The sequence below is a fragment of the Mesorhizobium sp. P171375 genome (assembly GCF_057786075.1).
Map to the genome: position 1 here is coordinate 5121339 of NZ_JBYNWF010000001.1, position 12333 is coordinate 5133671.

General features: G+C 64.5%; 12 protein-coding genes and 1 pseudogene. 3 read left to right on the top strand and 10 right to left on the bottom strand.

Annotated elements, in window-relative coordinates:
* Positions 1-861: pseudogene (locus ACYHH6_RS25010) on the bottom strand (DMT family transporter).
* 105 nt (positions 862-966) lie between these two features.
* Between ACYHH6_RS25010 and ACYHH6_RS25015 the strand changes: the two are divergent.
* On the top strand, positions 967-2385 hold the full coding sequence (locus ACYHH6_RS25015; RefSeq protein WP_352588134.1) for an aminotransferase-like domain-containing protein: 1419 nt from the start codon (positions 967-969) through the stop codon (positions 2383-2385).
* A 9-nt stretch (positions 2386-2394) separates the two neighbouring features.
* Here the strand turns inward: ACYHH6_RS25015 and ACYHH6_RS25020 are convergent, their stop codons facing one another.
* Positions 2395-3285 (bottom strand): LysR family transcriptional regulator, encoded by an 891-nt coding sequence (locus ACYHH6_RS25020; protein ID WP_352588131.1) that lies wholly within the window; start codon positions 3283-3285, stop codon positions 2395-2397.
* 131 nt (positions 3286-3416) lie between these two features.
* Between ACYHH6_RS25020 and ACYHH6_RS25025 the strand changes: the two genes are divergently transcribed.
* Positions 3417-4865 (top strand): MFS transporter, encoded by a 1449-nt coding sequence (locus ACYHH6_RS25025; RefSeq protein WP_352588128.1) that lies wholly within the window; start codon positions 3417-3419, stop codon positions 4863-4865.
* 15 nt (positions 4866-4880) lie between these two features.
* Here the strand turns inward: ACYHH6_RS25025 and ACYHH6_RS25030 are convergent, their stop codons facing one another.
* The 3 genes from ACYHH6_RS25030 to ACYHH6_RS25040 form a co-directional block, all read right to left on the bottom strand.
* Positions 4881-5378: a MaoC family dehydratase gene (locus ACYHH6_RS25030; protein ID WP_352588125.1), complete on the bottom strand. Its 498-nt coding sequence runs from the start codon at positions 5376-5378 to the stop codon at positions 4881-4883.
* 176 nt (positions 5379-5554) lie between these two features.
* Positions 5555-5986 carry a phasin family protein gene (locus tag ACYHH6_RS25035; protein ID WP_352588122.1) on the bottom strand — a complete coding sequence of 144 codons (432 nt, stop codon included), beginning with the start codon at positions 5984-5986 and terminating at the stop codon, positions 5555-5557.
* Between the two features lie 122 nt (positions 5987-6108).
* On the bottom strand, positions 6109-7404 hold the full coding sequence (locus ACYHH6_RS25040; protein WP_352588119.1) for a DUF445 domain-containing protein: 1296 nt from the start codon (positions 7402-7404) through the stop codon (positions 6109-6111).
* Positions 7405-7700: 296 nt separating this feature from the next.
* Here ACYHH6_RS25040 and rirA point away from each other — a divergent pair, with 296 nt between their 5' ends.
* Positions 7701-8162 (top strand): iron-responsive transcriptional regulator RirA, encoded by a 462-nt coding sequence (rirA, locus tag ACYHH6_RS25045; protein WP_112565484.1) that lies wholly within the window; start codon positions 7701-7703, stop codon positions 8160-8162.
* A gap of 5 nt (positions 8163-8167) precedes the next feature.
* On the opposite strand, the gene ACYHH6_RS25050 is transcribed toward rirA, so the two are convergent.
* From ACYHH6_RS25050 to hemP, 5 genes are read right to left on the bottom strand one after another with little or no spacing between them, the layout of a single operon-like run.
* Positions 8168-8956, bottom strand: coding sequence for a heme ABC transporter ATP-binding protein (locus tag ACYHH6_RS25050; protein WP_352588116.1), 789 nt, complete (start codon positions 8954-8956; stop codon positions 8168-8170).
* 23 nt (positions 8957-8979) lie between these two features.
* A complete protein-coding gene (locus tag ACYHH6_RS25055) occupies positions 8980-10077 on the bottom strand; it encodes a FecCD family ABC transporter permease (RefSeq protein WP_352588113.1) in 1098 nt (365 codons plus the stop codon).
* A gap of 4 nt (positions 10078-10081) precedes the next feature.
* On the bottom strand, positions 10082-10969 hold the full coding sequence (locus ACYHH6_RS25060; protein ID WP_352588110.1) for a heme/hemin ABC transporter substrate-binding protein: 888 nt from the start codon (positions 10967-10969) through the stop codon (positions 10082-10084).
* An 11-nt stretch (positions 10970-10980) separates the two neighbouring features.
* Complete coding sequence (locus ACYHH6_RS25065; protein WP_352588107.1) at positions 10981-12039, bottom strand: hemin-degrading factor; 1059 nt, start codon at positions 12037-12039, stop codon at positions 10981-10983.
* Between the two features lie 32 nt (positions 12040-12071).
* Positions 12072-12278, bottom strand: a complete 207-nt coding sequence (gene hemP / locus ACYHH6_RS25070; RefSeq protein ID WP_352588104.1) for a hemin uptake protein HemP — start codon at positions 12276-12278, stop codon at positions 12072-12074.
* Positions 12279-12333: the final 55 nt, after the last annotated feature.

Genomic DNA, 12333 nt, shown 5'->3' on the forward strand with positions numbered 1-12333 from the left:
CTACCGCGCGAACTTCTTCGCCCCGAACACACAGGCGACCACGCCGAGCGTGACGACCACCATCAGCGGGCTGACCTGCTCGTGCAGCAGCGTCGCCGCCAAAGCGAGGCCGAAGAAAGGCTGCAGCAGCTGCAATTGTCCCACGGCGGCGATTCCGCCTTGCGCAAGGCCGCGGTACCAGAACACGAAGCCGATCAGCATGCTGAACAGCGAGACATAGGCGAGCCTGCCCAAGCGCCGGAGCCGATGGCGGCAAAGGATTGCGGCAGCGTCGCGAACGTCAGCACCAGCATGATCGGCAGCGAGATCGCCAACGCCCAGCAAATGACCTGCCAGCCGCCGAGCCGGCGCGACAGCGCGGCTCCTTCCGCGTAGCCCAGTCCGCAGACGATGATGGCGGCCAGCATCAGGCCGTCACCGACCGGTGACGCCGTCACGCCTTGCATCAGGGCAAAGCCCGCAACCAGCGCGCTGCCGATGCACGAGAACAGCCAGAAGGCAGGCCGAGGACGCTCACCACCGCGCAGCACACCGAAGATCGCGGTGGCCAGCGGCAGCAGGCCGACGAAGATGATGGAATGGGCAGAGGTAACGTGCTTGAGCGCCAGCGCGGTGAGCAAGGGAAAGCCAACAACCACGCCAAGGGCCACGATCACCAGCGACAGAAAATCGCTGCGCTCAGGGCGTTTCTGCCGGAACAGGACGAGCATCGCCAGACCGAGCAGTCCGGCAATCGCCGCGCGGGCCGAGGTCAAAGGTCGGATCGAAATCCGCCACAGCCACACGCGTTGCCGGCAGCGAACCGCTGAAAATCAGCACGCCGACGAATCCGTTCACCCAGCCGCTCGCGCTCTTGTCCATTCCAGGCTCCATTGCTTTCACCCTCTATCGGCCGGAGGGTATGGAACTGCCAGAGACAATGAGGTACAATTTCGCGAAACTGTAATGGCCGATTGAGCAATACAGATGACCGAACTGGCTTTCAAAACAGACGCTGCGCCCACCCTTGCTGGTACCACGCTTGTCGAAACTGTCATGGCGACCATCCGCCAGCGGATTGCCGCCCGCAGCCTGACACCCGGCGCTCGGCTGCCCTCGATCCGCGCCTTCGCCAAAGCCATGCAAGTGTCGAAATCCACCGTGGTCGAAGCCTATGAGCGGCTTGCCGCCGAAGGCGCGATCCGGTCCCGGCCGGGTTCGGGCTTTTATGCCGCCGGCTCGCTGGCGCCGTTGTCGCTGGCCGAGATCGGCCCCCGGCTCGACCGTGAAGTCGACCCGCTGTGGGTCTCGCGCCAGTCGCTGGAGGCGGGGGGCGAGATGCTCAAACCCGGCTGCGGCTGGATGCCGGCCTCGTGGATGCCCCAATCCGCTCTGCGCCGGGCGCTGCGGACAGTGGCGCGCGCCGACGACGTCGCGCTGGCCGACTACGGCACGCCGCTCGGCCTGCCGCCGCTCAGGCAATTGCTGGCACGGCGCATGGCCGGGCATGGCATCGAGGTCTCGCCGGACCAGATCATGCTGACGGAATCCGGCACGCAGGCGATCGATCTGCTGTGCCGCTTCCTGATCGAACCCGGCGATACCGTGCTGGTCGACGACCCCTGCTATTTCAATTTTCACGCGCTGCTGCGCGCCCACCGTGCCAAGGTCGTCAGCGTTCCCTACACGCAAACGGGGCCTGACATCGAGCTGTTCGCGCAGGCGCTTACCGAGCACAGACCGCGCCTCTACATCACCAATTCCGCCATCCACAATCCGACCGGCGCGATCCTGTCGCCGGTCACCGCGCATCGGCTGCTGAAGCTCGCCGACCAGTCGGACCTGACCATCGTCGAGGACGATATTTTCGCCGATTTCGAACATGCGCCGGCGCCCCGGCTGGCGGCATTCGACGGCCTCAACCGCGTCGTTCATATCGGCAGCTTTTCCAAGACGCTGTCGGCCTCGGTGCGCTGCGGCTTCATCGCAGCACCGCGCGACTGGGTCGAACAGCTCACCGACCTCAAGATCGCCACCACCTTCGGCGGCGGCCGGCTGGCGGCCGAACTGGTGCTGGCGCTGCTCAGGGATGGCAGCTATCGCAAGCACATGGATCTGCTGCGCGCCAAGCTTGCCCGCGCCATGAGCGAAACCGGCACGCGCCTGAAGGCGATCGGCATCACACCATGGATCGACCAGCCCGCCGGACTGTTCCTGTGGTGCAGCCTGCCCGATGGCGTCGATGCCGCCGACGTCGCCCGCCGCGCACTGGCCGACAACATCGTGCTGGCGCCCGGCAACGCGTTCAGCCTGTCGGGAACCGCCGGCCGCTTCCTGCGCTTCAACGTTGCCCAGAGCCAGGACGAGCGGATTTTCAGGGTGCTCGAGGCGGCAATGGCGCGCTGACGTCGCAGACTATCGAGCTGCACAGACCTCCCGCACGCAATCGCGCAGCCAGCGCTGCGCCGGATCGGCGTCGAGCCGCGGATGCCACAGCATCGAGATGGTAACCTCTACCGTGGTGACCGGCAGCGGAAAGCTGACCATGCCGGCCCGTCCGCTCTCTGTATGCCGTTCGGGGATGCTGGCGATCAGGTCGGAGGCCCGTGCCATGGCAAGGGCTGCCGAGAACCCCGAAACCATGCACACCACGGTCCGCTGCAGGCCAAGCTGCGTCAGGGCCTCGTCGATCGGTCCTCTCTCCCGGCCACGCCGGGAGACGCTGATGTGCCTTCCCGCCGAATAGCGCTCCGGCGTAACCCTACCCTCGCTCAAGGGATGACCCGTTCGCACCGCACCGACGAAACGGTCGCGAAACAGCGCCTGTATCCGCACTTCCGGCCCCGTCTCGCCGGCAACGCCGATCTCCAGATCGATCGCCGCGTCGCGCAGAGAGGCAACATCCTTGTCGGATTTGGGCGCAAAGCGCAGCCGCACGCCGGGCGCCTCGGCCTGAATGCGGGCGACGAGACGCGGTCCAAACTCCTCGACGAACCCTTCATTGGTACGCAACGTGAAGATCCGGTCCAGCTTCGCGAGATCGAGAAGCCTGGCAGGGCGCAGCAACGCCTCGGCATCCCCAACGACGCGTCCAGCCTGCTGCCGCAGTTCCTCCGCCCGCGGCGTCGGAACCAGGCCGCGGCCGGCGCGCACCAGCAGCGGATCGCCGGTCGCTTCCCGCAGCCGCGCCAGTGTGCGGCTCATCGCCGAAGGGCTGAGCCGCAGCCGGGCGGCGGCGCGCGCCACGCTGCCTTCGGCCAAAAGGACGTCGAGCGCGAACAGCAAGTTGAGATCAGGCGATGTCATCACCGGGTTGTAACACATAACATGGCGTTTGACGCACGAATAAGATGCAAATGCTGCGCCTTCCGCCATATCATCTTGGCGACTAGATCTCCGACAGGTCCGTTCCCCGGACGGATGAGAAGGAGATCGCCATGGCAATTGCTGAGCAGAACGAGCGCGCATCGGCGCCGCAGCAGGTCCAGTCCGCAGTTCTGGCCCAATCTCCTGTCTTGGCATTGGCAAGCTTGTCGCTCGCCACGCTGCTGTCGTCGCTCGGAACCAGCATTGCCAGCGTCGGCCTGCCTTCCCTCACGCAGGCCTTCGACGCGTCCTTCCAGTCGGTGCAATGGGTAGTGCTCGCCTATCTGCTCGCCATCACCGCCCTGATTGTCAGCGCCGGACGACTGGCCGACATGTTCGGCCGCCGGCCTTTGCTGCTCGGCGGCATTACTCTGTTCACGCTGGCCTCGGTGCTGTGCGGCCTGGCGCCGACGCTGTGGCTGCTTATCGCCGCACGCGCCGTGCAAGGACTTGGCGCGGCGTTGATGATGGCGCTGACGCTGGCCTTTGTCGCGGAGACCGTGAGCAAGGAGAGAACCGGCAGCGCCATGGGCCTGCTCGGCGCCATGTCGGCGATCGGCACGACGCTCGGCCCCTCGCTTGGTGGCTTGCTGATTGCCGGCTTCGGCTGGCGGGCGATCTTCCTCATCAATGTCCCGCTGGGCGTTGCGACCTTCGCGCTCGCCTGGCTGGCCCTGCCCGCTCGCGGCAAGGCTGCCGAAGCCGATCGAGGCTGCTTCGATGTGTTGGGCACCGCCCTGCTCGCCCTGACGCTCGCTGCCTATGCGCTGGCCATGACGCTCGGCCGGGGCAACTTCGGCCCGCTCAACATCGGCCTGCTGGCCGCCGCCGGCACCGGCGTCGTTCTGTTCGGCGTTGTGCAGACGAGGGCGAAGAATCCCTTGATCCGGCTTGCCCGGTTGTACGACATCCGGCTCACCACCAGCCTCGCCATGAACCTCGTCGTCGCCACGGTGATGATGGCGACCCTGGTGGTCGCGCCGTTCTATCTGTCGCGTGGGCTTGGGCTCAATGCCGCGATGGTCGGTGTGGCGCTGTCGACAGGTCCGCTGGTGTCGGCGCTCTCGGCGCTGATCGCCGGCCGCCTCACCGATCGCTTCGGCGCGAACAGGATGATGGTTGTCGGACTGTTCAGCCTTGCCATTGGCACTTTCCTTTTGTCACTCGCCATGACGGCACTCGGCATTGCCAGTTATGTCATGCCGATCACCGTCACCTGCTTCGGCTACGCCCTGTTCCAGACCTCCAACAATGCATCCGTGATGAGCGGTGTCGCCTCGGCCGAGCGCGGCGTCGTATCCGGCCTGCTCAATCTGTCACGCAATCTCGGCCTGATCACCGGCGCATCGCTGATGGGGGCGGTGTTTGCGGTTGCCTCGGCCGGAGGGCGGGAAAGTCAGTTGACCTCAGCGGCAGCCGCCCACGGCATGCAGGTCACCTTTCAGACGGCGACAGCGCTCGCAGTGGCTGCACTGTTCCTGGCGCTGCTCTCGGCCCGCGCCGCCGGCAGGTCATCGTGACCGAAGGTCGGAAGATTACGTTGCGGCCCGCTTGCGGCGCTCATACAGCATGACCAGCGTTTCGGCGGTCAAAGCCGGCCTCTGCTCGCCCTCGATCTCGACCGTGTTGGCGGCCTTCATCAGGTATTGGCCCGGCCCCCTGTCCTCGACCGACAACAGCGTCGAGCGCAGCCTGATGCGTGCGCCGACCCTGACCGGCGCCAGGAACCGCACCTTGTCGAAGCCGTAATTGAAGGCAGCCTGGGTGTTTTCGGGCACGATGCCCAGATCGAGCGCCAATGCGCCGATGATCGACAGCGTCAGATAGCCATGCGCAATCGTGGTGCGAAATGGGCTCTGCCGCTTCGCGCGCTCCGGATCGACGTGAATCCACTGATGGTCGCCGGTGCATTCGGCGAACTGGTTGATGCGGCTCTGGTCGATCGTCGTCCATTCCGACACGCCGAGCTCCTGCCCGGCCATCGCCCTTAGCTGCTCAAAGGTCGGCGGCGTTTTCGGCCGTAGTTCCGTCATTCCTGCTTTCCCGATGGCTCCCAACGCCTCGGACCACGAACCGACAGCCCCTGTCAATTCGCCTGTTGCGATTCCGTTCCGTCATTTTCCGCCAAACGGCACGCCTCGTCCATGGCCATGCACCGCAAACGGCCCGCCTGTACAGAGAGCGGGCAGCGGTCAGGCCGTGCCTGACATCACTTCCTCTTCTCATAGCCGGAGCGGATTTCCTCCATCGCTTCCTTGATGCGCTCGCGCAGGATTTCGACGGATTCGGTGCCGGATTTCTTGACCAGCTCGGCCACTTCGCTGGCATTTTTCAGCGCCGCTTCAAAGGACTTCTTGGCGAACTCCGCCTGTTTCGACATCAGCTCCTGGGGATTGCCCGGCGCCCTGTAGCTCTGCGCCATGTCGCTGACTTCACGCAGCGTGTCCTGCAGCATCTCGCGCTGCCTGGACAGAAGCGAGGTCGCGCCGGCAGCCCCCGCCCGCGCCGATTTCTCCAGCGCCTCGAGGTTCTTGCGGTGATGCGCAAGGATCGCCTCGACATCGACATTGGGCACCTTCAGATCACGGCCGAACCGGCTGAACATGTCCAGGAACGAATCGGATTCGGGTTGTTTGGCCATTGCTCGCTTGCTCCCCAGTTTGCGCAAATGCTGGAACCCTGTTGTGGACAATAGCACTCGCGCGCCGCGTGTCCATTCGCCCGCGCAACGCAATTTTGCGGTGCAAAGGCGAAGCGCCCGCTTCAACCCGCGAGGAACAATAGCTCAGCCGTGTAAAGCACCAGGCCGGCAAGGCCGCCGATGATCATGCCGTTGAAGCGGATATATTGCAGGTCCCTGCCGATGTTCATCTCGATCAGCCTGGTCAGCTGGGCAAGGTCCCAGCGCTTGACCTGGTCGGCGATGAACTTGGACACGCCGCTCTTCTGGCTCTCCACGAACGAGGCCAGCGCCACGACAAAGCCCTGGTTCATGTCGGCCCGGATCTGCGGATCGCCGTAGAGATGGCGGCCGACCTCGACGAACATGTTGGCGAGATGGTCGCGAACAATCGAATTCTCCGCCTTGGCGTCCTGTTCGATGAACAGGCGCAGACTCTCCCACATGTCGCCGGCCAGCGCCCTGACCTCCGGCCGCGCCAGAAAATCGCGCTTCAGCTTCTCGGCCCGCTTGGCATATTGCTTCGAGGTCCTGAGCCGCTCGATGAAGCTATGCGCGAAGCGATCGAACTCAGCGCGCATCGGGTGATCGGGATCGGCACGGACCTCATCGAGCAGCGAACCGGCGGAGGCAACGATCTTCTTCAACAGATAGGCGTCGGCCCTGAACAGGTTGAACAGCGACGGCAATTCCTCGCGGATTTTTTCGCGCATGGTCGCCAGCGCCTCTTCGTCGTTCAGAAACCGGCCGATCACACGGGTGAACTCATCGAACAGTTTCTGGTGGCGGCGGTCGTCGGTCAGCGCCGACAACAGTTCGGCCGCCAGAGGCGCCAGCGGCACCTTGTCGATCTGCTCCAGCATGCGGCTGGTGACGAAACCGCGCAGGCCGGATTGCTCGATGGCCGCAAGCGTCTGCGGCACCAGCCGCACGACAAAGCGCGACAGGCCGGCAGAGCGTTCGGCGTCAGTCAGCCAGTCGGCGACCAGCACTGCAAAATCGACCTCGGCGAGTTTCTCACGCACCGGCCCGGGCGCCAGGAAATTGACCTCGATGAAGCGGCCGAGATTGTCGGCGATGCGGTTCTGGTTCTCCGGGATGATGGCGGTGTGCGGGATCGGCAGGCCGAGCGGCCGCTTGAACAGCGCCACCACCGCATACCAGTCGGCCAGCCCGCCTATGGTCGCCGCCTCCGCGAAGGCCGCAACAAAGCCCAGCCACGGATAAGTGCCCTCGAACGATTTGGCGACGGCAAAGACCACGACGCAAAGCACCAGCGCAGCCGTGGCGAGGAACTTTGTTCGCCGCAGCGCGAAAAGCTTGGCGCCCGCCTCGGCATCGAAACCGCCGGACGCCAGGGACGAAGCCGATTGGGACATGATACGCCGCTCCTCATCGATCTCTTGGCTATCTGGTCTGGGCTATTTAGGGAGTGTTTCGGCCCGTAGCATGATCGGATGGGCCGATTTCGTCTGGGAATTGCCGATTTCGCAGCAAAGTTGACAAAAATATTCATCTATCATGCAATCCCAGTCTGGAATTGTTCCAAGGTATAGGCCATATTCCGGCTAGGCCAGTGTGGGGCGAATCCGAAGTTCCGGATGAGAAAGCCGCACCAGCACAAATCTAAAATCTGGTGCAGTTCCAATGCGCCAGCACTTGGGTGAGGAATGAAATGCGGTTAACGCGCCAGACCAACTACGCCATGCGCATCCTGATGTATTGCGCTGCCAACACCGAACGGCTGAGCCGCATTCCGGAGATCGCGGCCGCTTATTCGGTGTCGGAGCTTTTCCTGTTCAAGATCCTGCAGCCGCTGGTCGAGCATGGTCTGGTCGAGACGGTGCGCGGCCGCAATGGCGGTGTCAGGCTTGGCCGTCCCGCCGAGCAGATCAACCTGTTCGACGTCGTGCGGGTGACCGAAGAGAGCTTCGCCATGGCCGAGTGCTTCGAGAACGACGCCGCCGAATGTCCGCTGGTCGACAGCTGTGCGCTGAACTCGGCGCTGCGTGAGGCGCTCAACGCCTTCTTCGCTGTACTTTCCCGCTACACGATCGCCGATATGGTGGCCGCGCGGCCGAACGTACGCCATTTGCTCGGCATCGACATGCTCGTGCAGCGAGCCCCGGCCGCCTGAATTTTCTAGGCTGCCGACTGCGGCAGGACGAACGGCACATTTCCCGTCGGCAGTACGCCGACCTTGAGCCGGCAATCGAACACTTTTTCGATCAGATCGTCGCTCAGCACCTCTTGCGGCGAACCGTCAGCCGCGAGCCGACCGCGATGCATGACGAAGATCCGGTCGGCATACATGGCCGTCAGATTGAGGTCGTGAAGGATGGCGATCACGCCGCCGCCGCGCCGGGCGAAGTCGCGGGCGATGTTCATGATGATCAGCTGGTGCTTGATGTCGAGGCTGGAAACCGGCTCGTCGAGGAACAGATAGCGCGGCTTGCCGTCGAGCACCGGCGCCCAGACCTGGCACAGCACCCGCGCCAGCTGCACGCGCTGTTGTTCGCCGCCTGAAAGCTCCTGATAGAAACGGCCGGCAAAGCCGTCGAGGTCGACGCGCGCCAGCGCCCGCTCCGGCAGCCTGTCGTCTTCGCCCGGCAGCACGCCCGAACGGCCGCCGACAAGGCCGAGCCTGACCACTTCGCGCACGGTGAAGGGAAAGGACAGCGTCGTCGCCTGCGGCAGCACCGCGCGCACTATCGCGGCCTCCACCGGCCTCATCGACGTGAGGTCACGGCCGTTGACAGCAACAGTTCCCGTAAACGCCAGGTCGCCCGACAGGGCCTTCAAGAAAGTCGTCTTGCCCGAACCATTGGGCCCGACGATTGCCGCGACCTCGCCGGGCCGCGCGGTAAAGTCGACGTCGGTGACAATGCGTTTGCCGCCGATCGCCACCGAGACATCGCGTGCTTCGATCATGCCCGCCTCACAGGTTTCAAATCTCACAAGTCGACTACGCCGCGCTTGCGCAGCAGTATCCAGAGGAAGAACGGCGCGCCGGCGATCGCCGTGACGATGCCGATCGGCAGTTCGGCCGGCGCCACGATGACGCGGGCGACTGCGTCGGCCAGAAGCAGCATCGAGGCGCCGAGCAGTGCCGATGCCGGCAAGAGATAGCGATTGTCCGGGCCGATCAGCAGCCGCAGCAGATGCGGCACGACGATGCCGACGAAACCGATGCCGCCGCTGACCGCGACAGAGGCGCCGACCGCGGCCGAGACGCTGACAATCGCGGTGTATTTCAGCCGCTGCACCGGGATACCGAGATGGCCGGCGGTCGCCTCGCCGAGCGCCAGCGCATTGAGGCCGCGGGCCATGAACGGCATTGCCGACAGCGCCAAAACGATGATCGGGCCGACGGAAGCGATCTTCGGCCAGGTCGCGCCGCCGAGCGAGCCCAACTGCCAGAAAGTCAGGTCGCGCAATTGCCGGTCGTCGGCCATGAAGATCAGGATGCCGGTCAGCGCCATGGCAAGGGCGGCGAGCGCAATGCCCGCAAGCAGCATGGTGGCGACAGAGGTGCGCCCCTGCCGCGTGGCGACGCGGTAGAGCACCAGCGTCACCGCCAGGCCACCGCAAAAGGCGGCGAGCGGCAAGGCCATACTGCCGAACGCCAAAGTGAGCGGCGCCAGCCAGGTCGTGCCGAGCACGATGACCGCGACCGCGCCGAAGCTTGATCCGGCGGACACCCCGATCAGGCCGGGATCGGCGAGCGGATTGCGAAACAGGCCCTGCATGACCGCGCCCGATACGGCGAGTGCCGCCCCGATCAGCACGCCGAGCAGCACGCGCGGCATGCGGATGTCGTAGACGATCAGCCGGTCGCGAGCGCTGAGCGCGGCGTCGGCCGGCACAGTGCCGCTTAGCCAGTCCCCGATGACGCCGACGGCCGATGCATCGGAGGCGCCCGATGTCAGCGACAGGAACATGGAAAGGGCAAGAACCACGCACAGGAGCAAAATAACCAGGCGAGCGCGCCCCGAACGATCGCCCTCGGCCGCCACCTTGCTCGCCGCGCCGGCGATCGACTGATCCACCATCGGCTCAGTCCGTGACCTGACCGCCATAGAGCGAGACGGCCAGATCGTGGATGGCATCGGCCGTGCGTGGCCCGAAGCCAAGGAGGTAGCTGCCATCCATCAGGATCAGTTTGTGGCCTTCACCCGCCGGCGTCGAGGTGATCGACGGGATGGCGAACAGCTCGTCTTCATTAACCGGCTGTCCGGCATTCTTCATCGCCAGGATCACGTCCGGCCTGGCAGTAACGATGGCCTCGTCGGACATCGGCTTGTAGCCGGAAAAACCCTCGACCGCATTGACCGCGCCGGCAAGCTTGATAATGCCGTCGCCGGCAGTGTCGCTGCCGGCGGCCAGAATCTTGCCGCCCTGGATCGACAGCACGAACAGGATGCGCTTGCGCTTCTTGATTGACGCCGTCTGTTTTTCGGCCGCCTTCAGCTTGGCGTCGGTCTCGGCAGCAAGCGTCTCGGCCTTGGCGTCGACGCCAAGCGCCTTGCCGACGATGCGGATCTTTTCCAGAATGCCGTCATGGCTGTAGTGTTCGGGCACGTCGATGAATGGAACGCTCGACTTTTTCAGCACGTCCACCGCTTCCCTCGGGCCGCTGCCATGCAGCGCCAGAATGCCGGACGGATTGACCGACAAAACACCTTCCGCCGACAACTGGCGCATATAGCCGACGTCGGGCAGCGCCATCGCGGCTGCGGGGTAACGGCTGGTCGAATCGCGGGCGACGAGATGGCCCTCTTCGCCAAGCGCGTAGACGATCTCGGTGATCGAGCCACCGATCGCCGCGATCCGCGACGTATCGGCAAACATGGCGAGGTTTTCGGTGGCCGGAGCGGGTGCCGCAAGAAGCAGTGATAGGCCCATCGCCATCGCAAGCGTCGGGCGCCTGAACAGTGAAATCATCGTCGTGATCCTCAGGCAGCGGTCGGGCTTGGAATACGCGGCAGGTTTTCGGCGAGGAACCGCCAATCATCGCGCTCGCCCTCGCCTTCATGGCGCTTGCCGAAGAACTGGATGATCATCTTGCCGTCGGCGCCATAGGCTTCGAGCGACGTGACATGACCGTCCTTGGTCGGCTTGCGCACCGCCCAGACCTCCTGGATGTGATCGGTGCGCAAATGCAGGTGGAAAGTCTCGTCCAGCACGTTGATCCACGGACCCATCGGCTTGATCGACTTGACCGGGCCGGAATGGATCTGGATGCAGCCGCGGTTGCCGACGAAGCACATGATCGGCATGCCGTCGGCAGCCGCATGATGGAACATGGCGCTGACGGCGTCATTGTCGAGCAGCCAGGCATAGTCCTGGCCGACCATGCGCACGGCCTGGCGGCGGCTGAGCTTCAGCGCCTTCAGCATGCCGAAGAACTGATGCACATCAGTCAGCCGGCTCCAGCGGTCACGCAGATCATCGATGCTTGCGGCGACGCCTGGCGTTTCAGCGTCGTCCTCGGCCAAGCCTGCGACAGAAACGGTCGGCTCCTGGTTCGACGATTCGAGCCCAGCCACCAGCTTCTGGTAGGCGTAAAGATTGGACGCCGGCCGCAGATGCACTTTGTGCACCGCATCGCCCGCCGCGTCGAAGAATTGCAGGCTGCGGCGGATGTCGCCGCCGTCGCGCTTTTCCACGGCAAAACCATGCGCCCAGACTTTGGGAAAGATGCGCAGGTCGATGTTTTCGCCGAGCACCATGGCATTGTGCGTGCCCGGCACGACCTTGTCGTAGACGCCGATCTTCTCGTGCACCGCGCTTTCGTTGCGGGTCAGCGCCATCACTTCGCCGACGGCGTCGAGGCCGGTCAGCAGATCGTTGACGCGCGGCTCGACGCGCACGACCCCCTCGCCGCAATGCGCGGCGACCAGTTCGGCCTCCGAAATACCGAGTTCGGCGGCAAGATCGCGCTCGCGCGCTTTCGGATTGTCTGCCCGCGCCCGCCGGATTTCATGCGGGGCGGGTTTTACGCGCTGGTCCATGTCCTGCTTACCTGTCTGCCCTGTCTGGTTCGTCACTTGTTGAGGATCAGCTTGCCCTGGCGAGTGATCTTGAGCCGGTAGAGCGCGCCATGGTGCTCGATGCCGATCTCGTGCTCGCCCTGGAACAGCATGTTGGACGACAAGGTCCTCACCGCCAGCGGCACCCGGTCGAAGCGGGTCGGCGTCTCCTCGGAACGGCGGACGCGGTAACGGAAGTCGTTGGGATTGTGGGTGTTCATTTCTGTCTATCCCTTTCCTGTGCCGGGCGTCTGGCTAGGCGTTGCAAAAATGCCG